This window comes from Cupriavidus nantongensis, from assembly GCF_041726985.1.
Lineage (GTDB): Bacteria > Pseudomonadota > Gammaproteobacteria > Burkholderiales > Burkholderiaceae > Cupriavidus > Cupriavidus nantongensis_A.
On the sequence record NZ_CP168303.1, the window covers coordinates 57,529 to 78,799 of the forward strand.

General features: G+C 68.6%; 22 protein-coding genes. 11 read left to right on the plus strand and 11 right to left on the minus strand.

Annotated elements, in window-relative coordinates:
* Positions 1-200 precede the first annotated feature (200 nt).
* From ACEI37_RS11245 to ACEI37_RS11255, 3 genes are all read left to right on the plus strand, one after another.
* Positions 201-875: a GntR family transcriptional regulator gene (locus ACEI37_RS11245; RefSeq protein WP_373378957.1), complete on the plus strand. Its 675-nt coding sequence runs from the start codon at positions 201-203 to the stop codon at positions 873-875.
* A gap of 34 nt (positions 876-909) precedes the next feature.
* A complete protein-coding gene (locus ACEI37_RS11250; RefSeq protein ID WP_373378958.1) occupies positions 910-1,758 on the plus strand; it encodes a fumarylacetoacetate hydrolase family protein in 849 nt (282 codons plus the stop codon).
* A 204-nt stretch (positions 1,759-1,962) separates the two neighbouring features.
* Positions 1,963-3,219 carry a M20 aminoacylase family protein gene (locus ACEI37_RS11255; RefSeq protein WP_373378959.1) on the plus strand — a complete coding sequence of 419 codons (1,257 nt, stop codon included), beginning with the start codon at positions 1,963-1,965 and terminating at the stop codon, positions 3,217-3,219.
* 24 nt (positions 3,220-3,243) lie between these two features.
* On the opposite strand, the gene ACEI37_RS11260 is transcribed toward ACEI37_RS11255, so the two are convergent.
* Positions 3,244-4,122 carry a helix-turn-helix domain-containing protein gene (locus ACEI37_RS11260; protein ID WP_373378960.1) on the minus strand — a complete coding sequence of 293 codons (879 nt, stop codon included), beginning with the start codon at positions 4,120-4,122 and terminating at the stop codon, positions 3,244-3,246.
* A gap of 127 nt (positions 4,123-4,249) precedes the next feature.
* On the opposite strand from ACEI37_RS11260, the gene ACEI37_RS11265 reads away from it, so the two are divergent.
* The gene (locus ACEI37_RS11265) at positions 4,250-5,497 is read left to right on the plus strand and encodes an MFS transporter (protein ID WP_373378961.1); all 1,248 of its coding nucleotides are present in this window, start codon (positions 4,250-4,252) and stop codon (positions 5,495-5,497) included.
* A 33-nt stretch (positions 5,498-5,530) separates the two neighbouring features.
* Here the strand turns inward: ACEI37_RS11265 and ACEI37_RS11270 are convergent, their stop codons facing one another.
* Positions 5,531-6,082, minus strand: coding sequence for a MarR family winged helix-turn-helix transcriptional regulator (locus ACEI37_RS11270; RefSeq protein ID WP_373378962.1), 552 nt, complete (start codon positions 6,080-6,082; stop codon positions 5,531-5,533).
* Positions 6,083-6,178: 96 nt separating this feature from the next.
* Here ACEI37_RS11270 and ACEI37_RS11275 point away from each other — a divergent pair, with 96 nt between their 5' ends.
* The 3 genes from ACEI37_RS11275 to ACEI37_RS11285 all read left to right on the plus strand — a co-directional run bounded on the left by ACEI37_RS11275 (position 6,179) and on the right by ACEI37_RS11285 (position 8,531).
* Positions 6,179-7,090, plus strand: coding sequence for an EamA family transporter (locus ACEI37_RS11275; RefSeq protein ID WP_373378963.1), 912 nt, complete (start codon positions 6,179-6,181; stop codon positions 7,088-7,090).
* Between the two features lie 46 nt (positions 7,091-7,136).
* On the plus strand, positions 7,137-7,445 hold the full coding sequence (locus tag ACEI37_RS11280; RefSeq protein ID WP_373378964.1) for a hypothetical protein: 309 nt from the start codon (positions 7,137-7,139) through the stop codon (positions 7,443-7,445).
* Positions 7,446-7,541: 96 nt separating this feature from the next.
* Entirely contained in the window at positions 7,542-8,531 is a 990-nt protein-coding gene (locus ACEI37_RS11285) for a Bug family tripartite tricarboxylate transporter substrate binding protein (protein ID WP_373378965.1), read from the plus strand.
* A 39-nt stretch (positions 8,532-8,570) separates the two neighbouring features.
* On the opposite strand, the gene ACEI37_RS11290 is transcribed toward ACEI37_RS11285, so the two are convergent.
* Positions 8,571-9,251 (minus strand): response regulator transcription factor, encoded by a 681-nt coding sequence (locus ACEI37_RS11290; protein ID WP_373378966.1) that lies wholly within the window; start codon positions 9,249-9,251, stop codon positions 8,571-8,573.
* A 231-nt stretch (positions 9,252-9,482) separates the two neighbouring features.
* Here ACEI37_RS11290 and ACEI37_RS11295 point away from each other — a divergent pair, with 231 nt between their 5' ends.
* Together ACEI37_RS11295 and ACEI37_RS11300 are read left to right on the plus strand one after the other, a co-directional pair.
* Positions 9,483-10,211 carry a response regulator transcription factor gene (locus ACEI37_RS11295; RefSeq protein WP_373378967.1) on the plus strand — a complete coding sequence of 243 codons (729 nt, stop codon included), beginning with the start codon at positions 9,483-9,485 and terminating at the stop codon, positions 10,209-10,211.
* Positions 10,208-10,969 carry a sensor histidine kinase gene (locus ACEI37_RS11300; protein WP_373378968.1) on the plus strand — a complete coding sequence of 254 codons (762 nt, stop codon included), beginning with the start codon at positions 10,208-10,210 and terminating at the stop codon, positions 10,967-10,969. Before ACEI37_RS11295 ends, ACEI37_RS11300 begins: the two co-directional genes overlap by 4 nt.
* Before the next feature lie 50 nt (positions 10,970-11,019).
* Here ACEI37_RS11300 and ACEI37_RS11305 read toward each other — a convergent pair whose 3' ends face one another.
* From ACEI37_RS11305 to minC, 4 genes are all read right to left on the minus strand, one after another.
* A complete protein-coding gene (locus ACEI37_RS11305) occupies positions 11,020-12,099 on the minus strand; it encodes a porin (protein ID WP_373378969.1) in 1,080 nt (359 codons plus the stop codon).
* 335 nt (positions 12,100-12,434) lie between these two features.
* On the minus strand, positions 12,435-12,689 hold the full coding sequence (gene minE / locus ACEI37_RS11310) for a cell division topological specificity factor MinE (RefSeq protein WP_012351386.1): 255 nt from the start codon (positions 12,687-12,689) through the stop codon (positions 12,435-12,437).
* Between the two features lie 21 nt (positions 12,690-12,710).
* Positions 12,711-13,526, minus strand: coding sequence for a septum site-determining protein MinD (gene minD / locus ACEI37_RS11315; RefSeq protein ID WP_062796161.1), 816 nt, complete (start codon positions 13,524-13,526; stop codon positions 12,711-12,713).
* 67 nt (positions 13,527-13,593) lie between these two features.
* Positions 13,594-14,394, minus strand: a complete 801-nt coding sequence (gene minC, locus ACEI37_RS11320) for a septum site-determining protein MinC (protein WP_373378970.1) — start codon at positions 14,392-14,394, stop codon at positions 13,594-13,596.
* Between the two features lie 218 nt (positions 14,395-14,612).
* Between minC and ACEI37_RS11325 the strand changes: the two genes are divergently transcribed.
* The gene (locus ACEI37_RS11325; RefSeq protein ID WP_373378971.1) at positions 14,613-15,584 is read left to right on the plus strand and encodes a magnesium and cobalt transport protein CorA; all 972 of its coding nucleotides are present in this window, start codon (positions 14,613-14,615) and stop codon (positions 15,582-15,584) included.
* A 144-nt stretch (positions 15,585-15,728) separates the two neighbouring features.
* Positions 15,729-16,430 (plus strand): tetratricopeptide repeat protein, encoded by a 702-nt coding sequence (locus ACEI37_RS11330; RefSeq protein ID WP_373378972.1) that lies wholly within the window; start codon positions 15,729-15,731, stop codon positions 16,428-16,430.
* A 101-nt stretch (positions 16,431-16,531) separates the two neighbouring features.
* Here the strand turns inward: ACEI37_RS11330 and gatB are convergent, their stop codons facing one another.
* The 4 genes from gatB to gatA all read right to left on the minus strand — a co-directional run bounded on the left by gatB (position 16,532) and on the right by gatA (position 21,191).
* Positions 16,532-17,989: an Asp-tRNA(Asn)/Glu-tRNA(Gln) amidotransferase subunit GatB gene (gatB, locus tag ACEI37_RS11335; RefSeq protein WP_373378973.1), complete on the minus strand. Its 1,458-nt coding sequence runs from the start codon at positions 17,987-17,989 to the stop codon at positions 16,532-16,534.
* 89 nt (positions 17,990-18,078) lie between these two features.
* Positions 18,079-19,200, minus strand: coding sequence for a dienelactone hydrolase family protein (locus ACEI37_RS11340; protein ID WP_373378974.1), 1,122 nt, complete (start codon positions 19,198-19,200; stop codon positions 18,079-18,081).
* 24 nt (positions 19,201-19,224) lie between these two features.
* The gene (locus ACEI37_RS11345; RefSeq protein ID WP_373378975.1) at positions 19,225-19,683 is read right to left on the minus strand and encodes a hypothetical protein; all 459 of its coding nucleotides are present in this window, start codon (positions 19,681-19,683) and stop codon (positions 19,225-19,227) included.
* A 2-nt stretch (positions 19,684-19,685) separates the two neighbouring features.
* Complete coding sequence (gatA, locus tag ACEI37_RS11350) at positions 19,686-21,191, minus strand: Asp-tRNA(Asn)/Glu-tRNA(Gln) amidotransferase subunit GatA (protein WP_373378976.1); 1,506 nt, start codon at positions 21,189-21,191, stop codon at positions 19,686-19,688.
* Positions 21,192-21,271: the final 80 nt, after the last annotated feature.

The window sequence follows — 21,271 nt, forward strand, 5'->3', positions numbered from 1 at the left end:
GCAGTTCTAATGGGTGTCGCGCAACAGGCCGGAGTATAGGATACGTAATCTGTAATTACAACGCGTGTAAGTCATTGATTTTACGATGTTGCGAATGCACAATTTAGGGGTGTGGTAGCCTTGCTGTGGTGCATTTCCCCATTTTGGTGACGTCTGTGACACAAACGCTTTCCCCCTCCGCGCGTCTGCGCACGCTTGGCATGTCGGCCGAAATCGCGGCGCGGCTGCGCACCATGATCGAAGAGGGCGAACTGCCGCCCGGCGCGCGCATCGATGAACGGGCCTTCTGCGAGACCTTCGATGTGTCCAAGACGCCGCTGCGCGAGGCGCTTAAGGTGCTGGTGTCCGAGGGGCTGGTGCTGCACCGGCAATACATCGGCTACCGGGTGGCACCGCTGGACCTGGAAGAACTGCGCGCCACCTTCGAAACCCTGCACGGGCTGGAGGCGCTCGCGGGCGAACTGGCGGCACAGCGGCTGGGCGCGGCGGCGATGGCCAAGCTGGAGCGGCGCCACCAGGCCATGATCGATGCCCATGCCGCCGGCCGGCGCACCGACTATTTCCGCATCAACCAGGAAATCCACCAGCTCATCATCGACGGCGCCGCCAACCCGGTGCTGGCCAGCGTCTACGCCGCGTTGATGAGCAAGGTGCACCGCGCGCGCGGCGCCGCCAACGCCGATACCCTGCGCTGGCAGGAGTCGCACGAGGAACACGAGGCCATCATGGCCGCGCTGCGCGAACCCGGCCGGCCCCGGCTGGCCCAGGTGCTGCGCAGCCATTCCGAGAACACCGCCCGGGAAGTGCTGACCGTGGTGGCGCAAACGCTGGCCGAGGGCAATGCGCGCAGCGGCGCGCTCAAGCAATCCGCCTGAACACCCTTCAAGAACTCACTACCCAACGAAGACGATGAAACTGGTTCGAGTAGGCAATCCCGGCGCCGAGCGCCCCGGCATGATCGATGCGGCAGGCCGCGTGCGCGACCTGTCCGCCGTGATCAACGATGTCGATGCGGCGCAACTGGCGCCGGCTGCGCTGCAAGCGCTGGCGCAGGTCGACCCGCAGACCCTGCCCGTCATCGAAGGCGCGCGGTTTGGCGTGCCCTGGACCGGTATCGGCAAGATCGTCGCGATTGGCCTGAACTATGCCGACCATGCCGCCGAAGCCGGCATGCCGCTGCCGGCCGAGCCGATCGTGTTCCTGAAGGCCAACAGCTCGCTCAATGGTCCCAACGACGCGGTGATGCTGCCGTTCGGCTCGCACAAGACCGACTGGGAAGTGGAGCTGGGCGTGGTCATCGGCACCACTGCGCGCAACGTCTCGCGCGAGCAGGCGCTGGAGCACGTGGCCGGCTACTGCGTAGTCAACGATGTCTCGGAGCGCGAGTTCCAGATCGAGCGCGGCGGCACGTGGGACAAGGGCAAGGGCTGCGATACGTTTTGCCCGGCCGGCCCGTGGCTGGTGACGCGCGACGAAGTGGCGGACCCGCAGGCGCTGGGGCTGTGGCTGGAGGTCAACGACGAGCGCGTGCAGCAGGGCACCACCGCGACCATGGTGTTCGACGTGGCCACGCTGGTCAGCTATATCAGCCGCTTCATGACACTGCTGCCAGGGGACCTGATCGCGACCGGCACGCCGCCCGGCGTCGGCATGGGATGCAAGCCGCCGCGCTTCCTCAAAGCCGGCGACTCCATGCGGTTGGGCGTGGACGGACTGGGCGAGCAAGTGCAGCGGGTAGTGGCGTACGGCGAACGCTGATCACAGCCGCTTAAAGGGTTCCCCATCGATACGCTTTTATACAAAGCGTTGGGTTTCCACACAAAGCGTACGATTAGGGCAACAGTTCTGGCGCGGAAAGTGGCCGGATTACATGGTTTTACAGGAAATCCGGGGCCTGGCGTTTCGCTCGCGTTATCTGCGTGAAATACTGGTTATACAGGTTTCGCCAGAGAGCAAAACGCCATGTCCGAGCACGCCCCCGAAATCGAGTCTTATCTCGGCACCACCCTCCAGTCCCCCGCCTCATCGCTGAAGTCGCCGCTGAAGCACCGCTACTGCGCGCTGGCCGATACCCTCGACAGCCGCGCCGAACTCGAAGCGATCCGGCGCAATATCCACCAGCATCCGGAACTGGCCTTCGAAGAGGTCCGCACCGCCGGCCTGGTCGCGACCTTGCTCGAAGGCTGGGGCTACACCGTCACGCGCGGCATGGGCGGCACCGGCGTGGTCGGTACGCTGCGCTGTGGCGAGAGCGGCCACAGCGTGGGCATCCGCGCCGACATGGACGCGCTGCCGATCCATGAGCGCACCGCGCTGCCGTACGCCAGCGTCAACGCGGGCCGCATGCATGCCTGCGGCCACGATGGCCACACCGCGATCCTGCTCGGCGCGGCGCGGCAACTGGCGCGCACGCGCAATTTCAACGGCACCGTGCACCTGATCTTCCAGCCGGCCGAGGAAATCGGCGCTGGCGGCGGCGCCGAGCGCATGCTGGCCGATGGCCTGTTCGAGCGCTTTCCGTGCGATGCCATCTTCGGGCTGCATAACCATCCGGGCGTGGAGCAGGGCACGTTCCTGTTCCGCTCGGGGCCGTTCATGGCGGCCTGCGATACCGTCACCATCACCATCCGCGGCAAGGGCGGCCACGCCGCGCGGCCGCACCAGTCGGTCGACCCGATCCTGGTGGCGGGCAGCCTGGTGATGGCGCTGCAGTCGGTGGTGTCGCGCTATGTCGATCCGAACGAAACTGCGGTGGTGACGATCGGCACGCTGCACGCCGGCCACGCGCCCAACGTGATTCCGGACAGCGCCCGCATGGAGCTCAGCGTGCGCTCGTTCAGCCCTGACGTGCGCGCCGCGCTGGAGCAGCGCATCCGCCAGCTCGCCACGTCGCACGCCGAAGGCTACGGCGCTGTGGCCGAGATCGACTACGTGCGCGGCTACCCGGTGCTGGTCAACAGCGAGCGCGAGACCGAGTTCGCACGCCAGGTGGCCGAGGAACTGGTCGGCGGCGGCAAGGTGGTGGACCAGGCCGCGCGCATCGCCGGCAGCGAGGACTTTGCCTACTTCCTGCAAGAGCGCCCCGGCTGCTTCGTGCGGCTGGGTAACGGCGCCAACCAGCCGCTGCTGCACAACGCCGGCTATGACTTCAACGACGACAACCTGACCGTCGGCGCCGCCTACTGGACGCGGCTGGTGGAGCGCTACCTGGGCAACTGAGCACGGGTTCCGCGCGCCAGGGCCTTAGCGGAAGAACGCGCTCGGCGGCACGCCGAACTGCCGCCGGAACATGGTCGCGAACGCGCTCGGGCTGTCGTAGCCCAGGTCCAGCGCCACATCCACCACCTTGCTGCCGGCCGCCAGCTTTTCCAGCGCGGCCAGCAGGCGCGCCTGCTGGCGCCATTGGCCGAAGGTCATGCCGGTTTCGCGCGCAAAGCGGCGCTGGATGGTCTTGGGGTCCAGCCCCAGCCGCGCGCCCCAGTCGGCCAGTGTCAGCGCGGTGTCGGGCGCGCCGGCAATGGTGTCGCAGATCTGGCGCAGGCCGGCATCGGCCGGACGCGGCAGGTGCAGCGGCAGCGACGGCACCAGCATCACTTCATCGAGCAGCAGCCGCATTAGCCGTGCGTCACGTGTGTCGGGTGCATAGGGCAGCGCGATCTCCACTGCGGCCAGGATCAGCTCGCGCAGCAGCGGCGAGATGCCCAGCACGGTGCAGCGCTGCGGCAGGTCGGGCGCGGCATCGGGGCGGATATAGGCGGTGCGCATCTGCACGCGTCCCACCATGCGGATCCAGTGCGTGGTGCCGCCCGGCATCCACATGCCGCGCGTCGGCGGCACGATCCACTGGCCTTCGGCGGTGGCCACCACCATCACCCCATGCACTGCATGGATCAGTTGCGCATGCGGGTGCTGGTGCGGCTGGGTCACGTGGCCGGGCAGGTAGTCGGCCGCCATCGCGGTGACCGGCAGCGGGCTGCGGTCGAAGCGGAAGTAGGGCGGCGGATCGGCGTAGGTGTCGCCCAGCGCCAGCGTTTCGGGGGTGGGGTCGGGCAGCGGCTGCCGCGAGCGGCGGCGGGCGGGGGCCGCGGCGGCGGCAAGATGCGGGCGGGGGGCGCGCGCCATGTCCTTTTCTCCAAGGTTGCGGACCTATTCTCGCAGGACAGGCGCTGGCCCGCCAGCTAGCATCGGTGCTCAGATCCTTCCCGGCCGGCGCCCCCGCTGGCCGCTTCCCGTTTGTCGAGAGCCGCCAATGAGCACAACCATCGACTCCGCGCCGGCTGGCGCAGCCCCCGCGACCCCCTCGCTTGCCCCGTCCCCACAGGCGGAACGCACCGGTTTCCGCGTGCTGTCCGCGATCAGCTTCGCCCACTTCCTCAATGACATGATCCAGTCGTTGATCCTGGCGATCTATCCGATGCTGAAGGGCGGCTTCAACCTCAGCTTCACCCAGATCGGACTGCTGACCATGACCTACCAGGTCACCGCGTCGCTGCTGCAGCCGGTGGTGGGGCTGTACACCGACAAGCATCCCAAGCCGCATTCGCTGGCGCTGGCGATGGCCTTTACGCTGGCCGGCCTGCTGCTGCTGTCGGTGGCGCCCAGCTACGGCGTGCTGCTGGTGGCCGCGGCGCTGGTCGGCACCGGTTCGTCGATCTTCCATCCGGAGTCGTCGCGCGTGGCGCGCATGGCGTCGGGCGGGCAGCACGGGCTGGCGCAGTCGATCTTCCAGGTGGGCGGCAATGGCGGCAGTGCCATGGGTCCGCTGCTGGCGGCGCTGATCGTGCACCAGCAGGCCAGCCTGGCGTGGTTCTCGCTGGCGGCGCTGGTGGGCATCGTGGTGCTGTGGCGCATCGGCGGCTGGTACGCACGCCAGCTGGCGCAGGGCGCGCGCAAGCGCAAGGCGGCCGGCGCCACGGCCAGACCGGTGGCGACGCGCGTGGTGGTGCGGGCCATGGTGGTGCTGATGGTGCTGGTGTTCTCCAAGTACTTCTACATGGCCAGCCTGACCTCGTACTACACCTTCTACCTGATGGAGCGCTTTGCGCTGGCGCGCCAGGACGCGCAGCTGCACCTGTTCCTGTTCCTGTTCGCGGTCGCCGCCGGCACCATCCTGGGCGGCCCGATCGGCGACCGGATCGGCCGCAAGCGCGTGATCTGGGCCTCGATCCTGGGCGTGGCGCCGTTCACGCTGATGCTGCCGCACGTGGGTCTGTTCTGGACCACGGTGCTGACTTTCATCATCGGCTTTATCCTGGCCTCGGCGTTCTCGGCGATCCTGGTGTTCGCGCAGGAGCTGATCCCCGGCAAGGTCGGCATGGTGTCGGGCCTGTTCTTCGGCTTTGCCTTCGGCATGGGCGGCATCGGCGCCGCGGTGCTGGGCGGCATGGCCGACACACACGGCATCCGCGCGGTGTACGAGTACTGCGCCTACCTGCCGCTGCTGGGGCTGCTGACGGTGTTCCTGCCGGACCTGCGCGAGGAGCCGCAGCGCGCCTGAAGCGCGGCTCAGTCGACGATTCAGTTGCTTGATTCAGTCGCCTGACTTGCCTTCGCCGCCATCGCCCGATGGCGGCTCGAACATGCGCAGCCAGCGGCGCAGCAGCGCGGCCAGCTGCGCGCGCTCCGTCGCGGTCAGCCCTTCCAGCAGGCGGTGCTCGTTGGCCACGTGCAGCTCCACCGCGTGGTCGACGCGCTCGCGGCCGGCGTCGGTCAGCGCCACCAGCAGGCCGCGTCGGTCATCCGGATTGGGTTCGCGCCGCACCAGCCCGGCCCGCTCCAGGTGATCGAGCCGGTTGGTCATGGTGCCCGAGGTGATCATCAGCGAGCCGATCAGCGCGCCCGGCGACAGCGCATAGGGCGGCCCGGCACGCCGCAGCGTCGCCAGCACATCGAACTCCCACGGCTGCAGCCCGGTTGCGCCCAGCGCGGCTTCGATGGCGCGGCCGGTATGGCGGTTCAGCCGGCCCAGCCGCCCCAGGATGCCCATCGGCGAGGCATCGAGATCCGGGCGTTCGCGCGCCCATTGGGCAAGGATGCCGTCGACATGGTCGGGCGCGTCTTCGGGTTTGCGGCGAGAAGTCATTGGGGCAGTGCAGGCAGATGCGAGGTGGACCGAAGTATCTTGACATCAACCAATCCCCTTCGTAAAGTGATTTATCTTGACATCAAGAATATCGATATGAAGGCGAACCGAGTTTCCGCCGGCGCGGCATCCGGCCCGGGCCTGAGGGACATCCTGCTGACCGGCCTGGCCCCCGCGATCTGGGGCAGCACCTATCTCGTCACCAGCCAGTGGCTGCCGCCGGGGCAGCCCTTGCTGTCCGGCGTGATTCGCGCGCTGCCGGCCGGTCTGGCGCTGCTGGCCTTCGGCAGGCAGTTGCCGCAGGGCGGCTGGTGGTGGCGCGCGGCGGTGCTTGGCGTACTCAATATCGGCTTCTTCCAGGCGATGCTGTTCATCGCCGCCTACCGCCTGCCGGGCGGCGTGGCGGCCACGGTCGGCGCGATCCAGCCGCTGATCGTGGTGGTGCTGGCATGGGCCTGGCTGGGCGCGCGACCGCGTCCAGCCGCCTGGATGGCCGGCGCGGGCGGTTTGCTGGGCGTGGCGTTGCTGGTGCTCGGGCCGGCCGCCAGGCTGGATGCCGTCGGCGTGGCGGCGGCGGCCGCGGGGGCGGTGTCGATGGCAGTGGGTACGGTGCTGACGCGCCACTGGCAGCCGCCGGTCTCGCCGCTGGTGCTGACCGCATGGCAGTTGTGCGCGGGCGGGCTGTTCCTGCTGCCGTTCGCGCTGGTGCTGGAACCGCTGCCTGGGCATTTCACGCTGGCCAACTGGCTTGGCTACGCCTGGCTCAGCATAGTCGGCGCCGGCTTCAGCTACGTGCTGTGGTTCCGCGGGGTGGGGCGCATGCCGTCGTCGGCGGTGGCGGCGCTGGGCCTGCTCAGTCCGGTCAGCGCCACGGTGCTCGGCTTCCTGGTGCTGGGGCAGGCACTGACCGCGGTGCAGGCGGCCGGCGCGCTGCTGGTGCTGGGCAGCGTGTGGCTTGGCCAGCGCGCGGCCGCACCCGCCACCGCGGCGCGCGCGCAGGCGGCCTGATGTCATCCGCGAAGGGTGCTGCTGCCGCGCGGACTTTTGCGGCATCATGGCGGGCACTCGAGTCAGACCTGCCCCGTTTCCGCCGACGATGCCAGCCGCCCCAGACCCTTCCGCCGCCCCCGCCACGCCGCCCTGCGAGCGCTGCCTGGCGCTGGCCGACGATCCGCGCCGGCGCGAGCCGCCGGCCTGCCTGGCGCTGCGGGGCACGGCCCCGGTGGTGACACAGAGTGCCGCCGGGGTGCCGTACAGCATGCTGTCGTTTTGCTGCCGCGACTGCGGCACCGGCTGGCGGCTCTATGACCGCGCCAACGAGCTCTTTGTCTCGTGGGTGCCGGAGCGGCCGCTGGAGCGCTGAGCGCGCCGCATGATCGGCTAAGATAGCGGCTGTTCCGCGCCGCGGCCCGTTGCCACCGCGCGGCCGCTTCCGTCGAATCTCTCCCGCTTTCCCATCATGGCCTTTCCCTTCCGCTCGTCGTTGCTGGCCGCAGCGTGCGTCTTTGCTGGCACCGCACTGGCCCCCGTTACGGCCGCCGCGGCCGACGCCTATCCCAGCCGCCCGATCCGCCTGATCGTTGCCTATCCCACCGGCGGCATCAGCGACACCGTCGCGCGTGCGCTCGGCGAGCGCCTGTCGGCGCAGATGGGTACCTCGGTGGTGGTGGAGAACAAGGCCGGCGCGGGCGGCAGCATCGGCATCGATGCGGTGGCCAAGGCTGCGCCGGACGGCTACACGCTCGGCTTTGCCGCCACCAGCCCGCTGACGCTGAATCCGCATGTGGGACGCGTCAACTACGATCCGCACAAGGACGTGGCGCCGGTGATGAGCGTGATGTACTCGCCGGTGCTGGTGGTGGGTACTTCCGCCTTCAGCGGCAAGAGCTTTGCCGACGTGGTCGGCCAGGCGAGCGCCAAACCGGGTTCGGTACGCTGGGCCACGTCGGGCCTGGGCACGGTCGGCCATGTGGTGCTGGAACAGGTCAAGCAGAAGTCGAAGGCCGACATCGTGCTGATCCCGTACAAGGGCGCGGGCCAGCAGATGAACGATGCGCTCGGCGGCCAGTTCGAGGTGATGAGCACCAACGCCAGCCCGGTGCTGAGCCAGCATATGCAGGCAGGCCGCCTGCGCGCGCTGGCGGTGGGCGCGCCCAAGCGCCTGGACAGCCTGCCCGCCGTGCCGACGCTGGCCGAGCTGGGCTACCCCAAGGCCAACCTGACCTCCACCTTCGGCATCTTTGCGCCGGGCAAGACCCCCACGGCCATCATCAACCGCCTGAACGCCGAGCTGAACAAGGCGCTGGCCGAGCCGGAAGTCCATGAGCGCCTGCTCAAGGGCGGCGAAGTGCCGACCGGCGGCACGCCGGCGCAGTTTGCCAAGGCCATCCGCGAAGAGTCCGCGGAGAACGCGCGCATCGTCAGGGAAGCCGGCATCAAGGCTGACTGATTCAAGAGCTGGGCGGCGCGTATTGGCACCGCCGCCGCGCTATGCCGCATCGAGCCGGCTCCCCAGCCCATACACCGACGACAGCCGCACGCCGTTGTGCGGCCACAGTGCCAGCTTGGTGCGCACGCGCGACAGGTGGCTGTCCACCGTGCGCGAGGCCGCGTCCATGTGGTAGCGCCAGACCTGGTCGACCATGGTCTGGCGCAGTACCAGCGAACCCAGGTTGCGGAACAGCAGCACCGCCAGGTCGAATTCCTTCGGGGCCAGCAGCACCGGCTTGCCCTGCACCCACACCTGCCGCTCGGCGGTGGCAAAGCGGAACGGCCCGTGTTCCAGGTCGCAGTCTGCGCTCGCCGGCCGCGCGCGGCGCAGCAGCGCCTGTACGCGCGCGGCCAGTTCCGCGGTGCGCAGCGGCTTGGGCAAGTAGCTGTCCGCGCCCTGCGCCAGGCAGGCTGCGACAAAGGCTTCTTTGTTCGAGGTTCCGGTCAGCATCACCGGCATCTCGTGGCCCAAGGTGCGGCGCACCCACGCCAGCACTTCCAGTGCCGGGAGGCCCGGCGTATCGCAATCCAGCATCAGCAGGTCGAACGACCTGCCGCGCAGCGCGCCGATCAGCGCCCGCCCGCTGAGGTAGCGCGTGCATTGGTGGCCGTTCAGGCGCAGGGTCTGTTCGATGCTGACGGCGAGGGTGGGGTCCGCCTGCAGCGCGGCGATCTTCACGGACGTGGCTCCTGTGCGCGGGCGCACCGCAATGCGCCGCCGGGTGGACACAGCTTGACAACATGGTGAGCGCGGGCACGGGTAGGCCCGCAGCGAAGCCCATGGTAGGAGCGGCCCGCTGAGGCGAGAAGTAAAAGATTGTTGAAAGGCGAGATTGAGCGCTTTCCTATTCGGGCGGGCGGCGGCACCGGATTAAATGTCCCGCTGATGGCCAGTCACGTCGGAGGCAACATGGGAAAGAAAACGGCAACGCGCATTGCATCGCTCGAGGACGCGCCCGCGGATGCGGCGCTGATCCGCCAGGTCGTCGCCGGCGCGGGATTCGAATGCGTCAGCTTCAGCGAAAGCCGGCGCCTGCTGCTGGCGCTGCGCGACGCGGGCTTCGACCTGCTGCTGCTGGACTGGCAGATGCCGGACCTTTCCGGGCGCGAAGTGCTGGCGTGGGTGCGCACCCACCTGGATCGGCGCATCCCGGTCATGTTCCTGAGCTGCCGCGATGCCGAGCACGATATCGTCAGCGCGCTCGCCGCGGGCGCCGATGACTACATGGTCAAGCCGATCCGCCCGTCCGAGCTGGCCGCGCGCATCGACTGCCTGCTGCGGCGCGCGTATCCGGCGCAGGCCTCGCCCCATCCACCGCTGCGGCTGGGCGACTATGCCTTCGATTGCGCGTTGCGCCGGGTCACCTGCAACGGCCAGCCGATCGGCCTGACGCCCAAGGAGTTCGACCTCGCCGTGCTGCTGTTCCGCCATGAAGGCCGCATCGTCACGCGCGACCACATCACCGCCGCGGTCTGGGGCCGCGAGATCTCGCCGATGTCGCGCACCATCGATACCCACGTATCGCGCGTGCGCAGCAAGCTGGGGCTGCAGGCCGAGCACGGCATGCGGCTGACCCCGGTCTATACGCACGGCTATCGGCTGGAGCGCCTGGCACACGCCGAGCGGGCCGCGGCATGACGGCGCGCTCGCTGCGCCTTGCGCTGGTTGCTGCGGCGTTGTGCCTGGGCGGCAGCCGGCTGGCGCGACGAAGCTGCAGCGCAACTGCGATGCCGGCGCCTGCAAGCGGCTGCGACGTGCGCGACCCGGCCGCCGTGCACGACATGCTGGTGCACGTCCTGGGCCACGACCTGCGCGAACCCAATGCCTCGCTGCTGGCGTGGCTGGCGCTGCGCCAGACCCGCTCGCAGGCCGATGCGGCGCTGCTGGCGCAGGTGGGCGGCCATGCTCGCCGCGCGCTGCGCCATATCGACGACCTGAACCGGCTGCTGCGCGAAACCCGGCATGCCTACCGGATGCGGCGGATCGCCATGGAAACCCTGCTCGATGAAGCGCTGGACCGCGTCTGGACCGAAGCCGGCGAGGCCGGGATCCGGCTGGAGCGCCCGGCCGGGCGCCTGCCGCGCATTGGCGGCGACGCGGCGATGCTCGCCGCTACGCTGGAATGGCTGCTGACCAGCGCCATCGGTGCGGCGGCGCCTGGCACGGCCTTGCGCACCGCGTGCCGCGGCCATGCCGGTGGCGTGGCGCTGTCGATCGTGTTCCAGCCCGCCGATGACGCGGGCGCCGCGCAACTGGCGCGGCCCGGACCGGCGCTGCTGTGCGCGCAGCGCGTGGTGGCACGGCATGGAGGGCTGCTGGTGCCGCTGCAACCGATGCAGGGCCAAGCCGCGCAGGCCGGCTGGTACCTGTGGCTGCGGCGCCGGCCGCGCCCATGAAAAAAGGCACCCGAAGGTGCCTTTTGCCGAGACTGCTGATCAGGTACCGATCAGAAGATGTGGCGGATACCGATGGCAGCGCCGGTCTGGTTGTTACGGCCCGGCATTTCGGTGATGGTGCCGCCCGAAACCTTGTTGAAGTCAACCGTGCCGTAGACCTGGGTGCGCTTGGACAGCGAGTACTCGGCCAGCAGCACGCCGGTGTAGCGGCGGCCGTTGTTGTCGTTGACGCCGTTGACGTTTTCGACGTAGTCGCCGTAGAACACGCCGGTCAGCGCCAGTGCCGGGGTGGCCTGGTAGGTCACGCCGATGTAGCCGATGGTGTCCTTGCGCGGGTTGGCTGCGGCGCTGCCGCCAGCCGGGATCGGGTTCAGCGTGGCGCCGCCCGTGAAGTTCAGCGAGGCATCCACCGAACCGGTGCGGTCCTTGCCGCCGATGTAACCCAGGAACACCTTGGCCGGCCCGATCGAGTACTTACCGGCAGCGCCCCACATCTGCTGCTTCTCGCCGGTGAGATTACGCACTTCCTGGTACACGCCGCCGATGCCGAACGGACCGAAGGTGTACGCGGCGCGAGCGCCCCAGTACTGGTTCTGGCTCATGCTGCCCGCCTGCTCGCCGAAGCCGTAGCTGGCGCCGACGTCCAGGCCGCCGAACTTGCCGCCGTAGCTGACGACGTTGTCGTTACGGAAGTTGGTCAGGAAGAACGGCCAGGCGTTGTTGGTGTAGTTGCCGATGGTCAGCGGATCGTAGTCGCCGAAGAAATTAAAGCCTTCGGTGTACTGGCGGCCCAGCTTGATCGTGCCGAAGTCACCGCTCAGGCCCACGTAGGCCTGACGACCGAACAGGCGGCCATTCTGGTTGGCGCGGCCGGTGTCCGGATCGAAGCCGTTTTCCAGCTGGAAGATCGCCTTCAGGTTGTTACCCAGGGCTTCGCTGCCCTTGATGCCCCAGCGGCTGTTGGTGACGGCGCCGTTGGTCAGTTCCCACGAGTTGTCATTGTTGGCGTTCGCGTTCGTCTGGAAGCGGATGCTCTGGTCGACGATACCGTACAGGGTGACGGAGGTTTGTGCGAAAGCCGAACCTGCCAACAGGCTGCCGGCTGCGAGGACGATGGCCGATTTCTTCATGGTGCTCCTTTTCTGTCTTGTACTGTGCCCTTCGCCGGATCACGGCGGGGATAAGGTCTACGTTTCGTGTAAACGCCGCGAAAATTTAACAAAACGTAAGGAACAAGGACACAAAACTCCGTGGAGCCGCGCTTTCAAGCAGGAAATTGGTGCAATTCCGTTGTCTGGCCGCTACAGAATTCTGCATTTGGGGGATAAGGCAGCGCAGCGGGGGAAGCCTCGGAGCCGCGCTGGCACGGCGGCTGGGCGTTGGAGCGACAGGGCGGGAAGGCGCAAGAAGGGGCGGGGCGGAGAGCCCCGCGGGGGCATGGACCCGGCTCCGCCGGGTCCTGTGCTCAATGCTGCGGGATCTCGATCTTGACCTCGAGCACCTCGAGGTTGTCCTGGCGTTCCAGGCTGACGCGCAGGTCCTGGTCGCCGATCTTGACGTACTTTGAGATCACCGCCACCAGTTCGCGCTGCAGCGCGGGCAGGTAGTCGGCAGGGGCGGAATGGCCGGTGCGCTCGTGCGCCAGGATGATCTGCAGCCGCTCCTTGGCGACCGACGCGGACTTCTTCTTCTCTCCCAGCAGGAAGGAAAGGATCGACATGGGGTGAGCCCTCCTTGACCGTTACTTGTTGCCGAAGATGCGCGAGAACAGCCCCGGCTTCTGGTAGTCGGTGAAACGCATCGGCTTGTCCTTGCCGAGGAAGCGGTCCACCACGTCGCTGTAGGCGTCAGACACGTCGCTGCCTTCCAGGTGGATGGCGGGCGTGCCCTGGTTGGAGGCGTGCAACACCGCTTCCGATTCCGGCACCACGCCGATCAGCTTGATGCGCAGGATTTCCTGGATGTCGGTCAGCGACAGCATCTCGCCGCCATGCACGCGCTTGGGGTTGTAGCGCGTGATCAGCAGGTGTTCCTTGATCGGATCGCCGCCCTCGGTGGCACGCTTGGTCTTGGACGCCAGGATGCCGAGGATGCGGTCCGAATCGCGCACCGACGACACTTCGGGGTTGGTCACGATCAGCGCCTCGTCGGCAAAGTACATGGCCATCAGCGCGCCCGATTCGATGCCGGCGGGCGAGTCGCAGACGATGTATTCGAAATCCATCTCGATCAGGCCGTCGATCACCTTCTCGACGCCCTCGCGCGTGAGCGCATCCTTGTCGCGCGTCTGCGAGGCCGGCAGGATAAACAGGTTCTCGCACTTCTTGTCCTTGATCAGCGCCTGGCGCAGGTTGGCTTCGCCCTGCACCACGTTGATCAGGTCATACACCACGCGGCGTTCGCAACCCATGATCAGGTCGAGGTTGCGCAGGCCGACGTCGAAGTCGATCACGGCAGTCTTGTGGCCGCGCAGGGCCAGGCCGGCGGCAAAGCTGGCGCTGGTGGTGGTCTTGCCGACGCCTCCCTTGCCGGAGGTCACAACGATGATTTTTGCCATGGCTCTTTGGTCCAGTAATAAGTTGAAGCTTGCGCTCTCTGCGATTCGGTCCCGAGGGGCGCTGCGGTTACTTGAGCCGCAGCGCTTCGAGGATCAGTTTTTCATCGGCCAGGCGCACCTGGGCGGTCTTGCCGTGCACGTCGGCCGGAAGCGTCTGCTCCGCGGTCCGGTAGATGCCGGCGATGGAAATCAGTTCGGGCTCCATGCACGTGCTGAAGATGCGCGCGGCGGTGTTGCCCTTGACGCCCGCCAGCGCGCGGCCGCGCAGCGGGGCATAGATATGGATATTGCCTTCGGCGATGACCTCGGCACCGTAGCTGACCACGTCCATGATGACCACGTCGCCATGCGCATAGATCTGCTGGCCGGAGCGCAGCGGCTTGTCGATCAGCAGGGTCTGGGTCTGGCGTACAGCGGCGGCCACGGCGGCGTCGGTGGCCGCCTGCGCCGCGGCACGGGCGGCTTCCTCGCGCGCGGCCTGTTCCGCTGCGGCCTGTTCGGCGGCGGCAGCGGCCTTGGCTTCGGCGGCACGCTCGGTGGCGCCGCTGCGGCGCGCCTGGCTGTCGAGCAGCGGCAGGCCGAAGCGCTCGGCCCACTCGCGCTGGCCCGCGCGGGCCACCACGCCGATGGCGCGGGCCTTGAGCGTGGACAGCGTGTCGATCACGGTGCCAAGCGCGACTTCGCTGTCATCGTCGAGCGCGCGCAGGTCCAGCGCGATCACGTCATTGGAGAAGAAGTCGGGGGTGGCTTCGAAGCGGGTGAGGAGGTCATCCCGCAGCGCAGCCATGTCGGCGGTCTGGAGGGCGAGAAGGAGGGCGTCGACGTTGCCACTGCGCAGCTCGAAGCGTGGCGTTTTCTTCTGGGACATAGCCGGGTGACCGTGGAAATGCCACATTCTAACGTCGTATCTGTCGCGAACTGTAACAATTGGATCGATATGTACCGCAGGTGGCGCGTGGGCTCCATGCACGCGCCGGTGGCGCGGCGCAAGTGTGGCCGGCGCGGCTTGCACGGCCTCGGTATCGCGCGGCACGGGCATCGTGCAAAGCCTTGTTACGATTGCGCCATCTGATCAGCGGAGTTTCCATGGGCGCCATCGTCAATAGCGTGGCCTACCGGCAGGGCAAGCGGCTCGGCACGGTAGGCATGGAGGAAATCCCGACGGTGCTGGCGGTGCCCGGCACCTTCGTCTGGCTGGGCCTGCACGAGCCCGACCCGGCGCTGCTGCGGCAGGCGCAGCAGGCCTTCGGCCTGCACGACCTCGCGGTCGAAGACGCAATGAATGCGCACCAGCGCCCCAAGCTCGAGGCCTACGGCGATTCCGTGTTCGTGGTGCTCAACACCGCGCAACTGGTGCAGGACGAAGTCGTGGTCGGCGAGACCCATCTGTTCGTCGGCCCCAACTACGTGGTCTCGGTGCGCCATGGGGCCAGCAGCACCTATGCGCCGGTGCGCGAGCGCTGCGAACACGACCCGCACGGCCTGGCCAACGGGCCGGGCTATGTGCTGTACGCGCTGATGGACTTCGTCGTCGACCACTACCTGCCCATCGTCACGCGCCTGGAGGACAACTTCGAGGCGCTCGAGCAGGGCATCTTCCGCGACGAGTTCGACCGCGCCGCAATCGAGCGCCTGTACCAGGTCAAGCGCCAGGTGCTGCGCCTGCGCAATGCGGTCAGCCCGGTCGAGGACATGTGCGGCCAGCTGATCCGGCTGCACGAAGAGCTGGTGCCGAAGGAGCTGCGCGCCTACTTCCGCGATATCGAGGACCACGCCAGCCGACTGGTGCGCACGCTCGACGTGGTGCGCGAAATGCTGACCACGGCGGTGCAGGTCAACCTGGCGCTGGTGACCGTCGGCCAGAACGAAGTGGTCAAGCGGCTCGCCGGCTGGGGCGCGATCCTGGCGATCCCGACGGTGGTGTTCAGCCTGTACGGCATGAACTTCGATTTCATGCCCGAGCTGAAGGTCCACTACGCGTACCCGGCGGTGATCGGCGTGACGGCGGTGGCCTGCGGAGCGCTGTGGCGGCGGCTGCACCGCGCGGGGTGGATCTGAGCCAGGTTTTGTTTATTGGCGCGACGAATGATGGGATCCGGAAATGTCTGCCGGTTCATTATTCGTGTAGATAATCCAGTCGCTACCGGGCACCTCGGCGGACTCCTACACTGAAACCAAGAAGGCCTCGCGCCGGAGTCCGCCATGTCGAAAGCCCGTTCCCCGCATGCCGCCGTGCTGGCCGGCGCGTTTTGCGCGTGGCTGGTGTTGCCACCCGCCGCCGCGGCACCGCAGCCGCCTGCCCCGGCGCAGGCGCAGACCCGCGATGCTGTCGCGGCCTACGAGTCGGGCCGCTTCGATGAGGCCTTGCAGGGTTTCTCCGGCGCCGCGCGCCAGGGCAACCGCCTCGCCCAATTCAATTACGCGATGATGCTGCTGCGCGGCGAAGGCACAGCCGCGCGCCCGCAAGAAGCGCTGGTATGGCTGCGCAAGGCGGCCGACAACGGCATGACCCATGCGCAATACACCTGGGGCGACCTGTACGAGCGCGGCGAGCTGGTGCCGAAATCGCTGGAAGAGGCGAACCGCTGGTATGAGCGCGCGGCGCAGGGCGGACATGTGCAGGCGCAGATGGAACTGGCGACGAACTACTTCACCGGCCGCGGCGTGCCGCGCGACTACGCGCAGGCGTTTGCGTGGTACCAGCGCGCGGCGAGCGCGGGGAACGGCGGCGCGCAGTACATCGTCGGCAGCTTTTATGAGCGCGGCGAGCCGGGTGTGGTCGACCGGGACCTCGAGCAGGCGAAGATCTGGTACGCCCGCTCCGCGGCGCACGGGGACCCGGGGGCGCTGGCGAAGCTGAGGTCGTTGCTGGAGGAGACGGTGAGGGGGAGGGCGGGGATGTGAAGGGCGCTTGAGCGTGCGCGAACCTTCGTCGACTGAAGGACGGCTCCCTCTCCCGCTTGCGGGAGAGGGGAGCAAACCAGCGGGATAGATCGGCCTGCGCCTTACCCCAGCTTCTTCCTCAGCAGTTCATTCACCTGCGCCGGATTCGCCTTGCCCTTGGTTGCCTTCATCGCCTGGCCGACCAGCGCGTTGAACGCCTTTTCCTTGCCCGAGCGGAATTCCTCGACCGACCTGGCATTGGCGGCCAGCACGTCGTCGATGATCTTTTCCAGCTCGCCGCTGTCGGACATTTGCTTCAACCCCTTGGCCGCGATGATGGCGTCGGCGTCGCCGCCGTGCTCGCCCGCCCACATTGCCGGGAACACGTCCTTCTTGGCGGTGTTGTTCGACACCGTGCCGTCGGCGATGCGCGCCAGCAGCTTGGCCAGTTGCGCCGGCGTGACCGGGGCCGCGTCGATGGCGATGCCTTCGCGGTTGAGCTGCGAGGCCACGTCCCCCATCAGCCAGTTGGCGGCGGGCTTGGCGCTGGCGGCGCCCGCGCCGGCGACCACGGCTTCGAAGTAGGCGGCGTAGGCCTTGGTCGCGGTCAGCATGGTGGCGTCATACGCCGACAAGCCGTATTGCGAGACAAAGCGGGCCTGCATCGCCGCCGGCAGCTCCGGCAGCTCGCCGCGCACGCGCTCGATCCAGCCGGCGTCGATTTCCAGCGGCATCAGGTCCGGGTCGGGGAAGTAGCGGTAGTCGTGCGCGTCTTCCTTGGTGCGCATGGCGCGGGTCTCGCCGGTGTCGGGATCGAACAGTACGGTGGCCTGCTGGATCTTGCGGCCGTCCTCGATCTCGGCGATCTGCCACTGCACTTCGTATTCGATGGCCTGCTGCAGGAAGCGGAACGAGTTCAGGTTCTTGATCTCGCGGCGGGTGCCGAATTCCTTTTGCCCGTACGGGCGCACCGACACGTTGGCGTCGCAGCGGAAGCTGCCTTCCTGCATGTTGCCGTCGCAGATGCCCAGCCACACCACCAGCGAATGCAATGCCTTGGCGTAGGCCACTGCTTCGGCCGCGCTGCGCATGTCGGGTTCGGTGACGATTTCCAGCAGCGGCGTGCCGGCACGGTTCAGGTCGATGCCGGTCATGCCGGCAAAGTCCTCGTGCAGCGACTTGCCCGCGTCTTCTTCCAGGTGCGCACGCGTCAGGTTGACGGTCTTCTCGTAGGACTCGCCCTGCTTGCCCTCGACCTGGATGGTGATGGTGCCGCCCTGTACCACCGGGATCTCATACTGGCTGATCTGGTAGCCCTTGGGCAGGTCGGGGTAGAAGTAGTTCTTGCGTGCAAAGACGCTGCGCGGCGCGATGGTGGCGCCGATGGCCAGGCCGAACTGGATCGCGCGCTCGACCGCGCCCTGGTTGAGCACCGGCAGCACGCCCGGCAGCGCCAGGTCCACCGGCGATGCCTGTGTGTTGGCCTCGGCGCCGAAGGCGGTGGAGGTGCCGGAAAAAATCTTGGAGGCCGTCGACAGCTGCGCGTGCGTTTCGAGGCCGATCACCACTTCCCATTGCATGGCGGTATTCCTGTTCGGTTCTTTCGGTGTTGTCTGTTGCGAGGGAGCGGCAGCGCCGCCCCGGTGTTCTGTCTGGTCCTGCGTGGCGGTCAGGGGTCGGGGCTGGCCAGCCAGGAGTCGAGCTGCGCCAGTGCGGCCACGCGCGCCACCGCGTCGCCGCCGACGGTAACGCTCTGGCTCTTGCGCATGGCGGCGGCGGGCACGTCGGTGCGCCGATGCAGCTCGCTGGTGCCGTCGAAGCCGTGATAGGCGCCGGGGTAGATCTCCAGCCGGAAGCGCGCCCCCGGCTGGCGCGCCTGCACCGCGCTCTGCAGCATGGCGCAGCGGGTCGCCGGGGTCCAGTCGTCGGCGCCGCCGATCATCAGCAGCAGCGGCGAGCGCAGGCGGAAGCTGTGCTGTTGCACCGCGCGCTTGCAGCCAGGGTAGAACGCCACTGCGCGCTCGACTGGCGGCGTGCCGGCCGGCCACGGGCGGCTGGCGTCGACAGTGGCCAGCACCGCCTGCGCGCCGTTCGACCAGCCCAGCAGCACGATGCGCGCGGCGTCGACCGCGGGCTGCTGCGCCACCCAGCGCAGCGCGGCGAGCGCGTCGGCGCGGCGGGTGCGGTCGTCGATGGCGCGGCTGTCGATGGGCTCGGCGCAGATGCCGTGCGGCTTGCCGCGCGCGCTGAAGCTGTCGGGCATCAGCACCGCGTAGCCGCGCTCGGTGAGCCAGTGCGCGTATTCGCGGTAGCGTTGCTGCAGCAGCGCGGCTACATCGGCGCTGTCGGTGCCCGCTGCCGTTGTGGTTGCGCCTGCGGTGCCGTCGCGCGCGGCGCGCTGCGCCAGCAGGCCGCCGCAGCCGTGCAGCGCCACCACCACCGGCAGCGCGCGCGGCGTGGTGCCCTCGCGCGGCAGGAACCAGTAGGCGGTCAGCGCCGGCGTGGCGGCATCGCCGCGCAGCTGGACCCGCAGCGCGGGCAGGGGTGCGACGGCCGCCTTGGCCGCGGCCGATGACGCAGGCGCGGCGCGGGTCACCGCGTTCGGAGCCAGCACGCCTGCCGGCGTCAGCGGTGCCGGCGCGTCCAGCGCGGGTGCCGGCAGGTCGGGCGTATGCGCCGCGGCGCCGGCCAGCCATGCGCCCAGGCCCAGCGCCACCGCGGCACGCAGCCAGGCGGCCGCCAGCGCGGCGGCGCGCGGGGCGTGTTGCGGGGTGGCGGGTGCGCGAATCATGGCGGCTTCAGTACTGCAGTGGCTTCAGCGCGTGCGGGCGCAGGCGCCGGTGCCCGGCTCGAACATCACGGGCCAGGCCTCTTCATAGATGCCGGGGGTGCAGCGCTGCTGGCAGTTGGCGTGCGCCAGCGTGACGCGGCGCGGATCCTGCCACACCATCAGCTTGCAGCCGCTGCCGTCGTTGGCGCGCAGCTCGATATGCGGCTTCTTCTGGACCTGGCGAAAATCCGCCAGGTTGAAGCTGCACGAGCCGCGCTTGCCCACCCACAGCTTCCACGACAACTGCTGCACGCTGTTGTCCGAGATGCGCAGCTGCGCGTCTTCGCGGAAGCCGTCTTCCTCGGTGCGGCGGCAGTCGCCGGCCAGGTCGATGTCACGGCTGGCGATCGGCGTGGGTTTGCCGATGATCGGCAGCTGGATGCAGCCCGCCACCAGCGAGGCAAGCAAGGCGGCGGCAAGCAGGCGGAGCAGGGAGCGGGTCATGGTCAGGCCTTGGCGGGGCGGCGCAGGTGCCAGTCGGTCGCCTGCTGGAACGCGTGCGCGGCCTGCAGCAGGCGCGCTTCGTCGAAGTAGTTGCCGATCAGCTGCAGGCCCACGGGCATGTTGCCCTCGCCGAAGCCGCACGGCACGCTCATGCCGGGGAGGCCGGCCAGGCTGGTCGACAGCGTGAAGATGTCGGCCAGGTACATCTGCACCGGGTCCGAGGTCTTCTCGCCCAGCTTCCACGCCACCGTCGGCGCCACCGGGCCCATGATCACGTCGCACTGGGCGAAGGCGCGCTGGAAGTCGTCGGCGATGATGCGGCGGATCTTCTGCGCCTGCAGGTAGTAGGCGTCGTAGTAGCCGTGCGACAGCACGTAGGTGCCGACCATGATGCGGCGCTTGACCTCGGCGCCGAAGCCTTCGGCGCGCGTCTTCTTGTACATGTCGAGCAGGTCGCGGTACTCGGCGGCGCGGTGGCCGTAGCGCACGCCGTCGAAGCGCGACAGGTTGGACGAGGCCTCGGCCGGCGCGATCACGTAGTACACCGGGATCGACAGCTCGGTCTTGGGCAGCGAGACCTCGACCAGCGTGGCGCCCAGCTTCTCGTACTCGGCCAGTGCGGCGCGCACGGCCTGCTCGACGTCGGCCGCCAGGCCCTTGCCGAAGTACTCTTTCGGCAGGCCGATGCGCAGGCCGGCCAGCGGGCGCTCGGCGGTGGCGCCGGCGCGCGGCTGGCCCAGCAGGCGGGTGTAGTCCTCGTCCACGCCGCCCTGCGCGGGCGGGATGCTGGTCGAGTCCTTCGGGTCGAAGCCGGCCATGGCGTTGAGCAGCAGCGCGCAGTCCTCGGCGGTGTGGGCCATCGGGCCGCCCTGGTCCAGCGACGAGGCAAAGGCGATCATGCCGTAGCGCGACACGCGGCCGTAGGTCGGCTTGATGCCGGTGATGCCCGAGAACGAAGCCGGCTGGCGGATCGAGCCGCCGGTGTCGGTGCCGGTGGCGGCGGGCGCGAGGCCGGCGGCGACCGCCGCGGCCGAGCCGCCCGACGAGCCGCCGGGCACGCGGCTGGCGTCCCACGGGTTGCGCACCGGGCCGAAATGCGAGTTCTCGTTGGACGAGCCCATCGCGAACTCGTCCATGTTGGTCTTGCCCAGCGTGACCATGCCGGCGGCGGCCATGCGCTCGACCACGGTGGCGTCGAACGGGCTCTCATAGTTGCCCAGCATCTTCGAGCCGGCGGTGGCGCGCCAGCCGCGCGTGACGAACACATCCTTGTGCGCGACCGGCACGCCGGTCAGCGGCGCGGCCTCGCCGCGCGCGCGGCGTTGGTCGGCGGCGCGGGCCTGGGCCAGGGTCAGCTCGGCATCGACGTGGATAAAGGCGTTGAGCGCGGCGGCCTGCTCGATGCGGGCCAGGTACTCGCGCGCGAGTTCCTCGGCGGAGACGGTGCGCGCGGCCAGGGCGTCGGCAAGCTGGCGCAGGGAGGTCACGGAATCAGCGGAAAAGGGCATGACAGTCGGTTGGCATCAGGGGTGTTGTACTGGCGGGTGGACCGTGGCGCGCCGGGTGGCGCTGGCGGCACGGGCCGGGC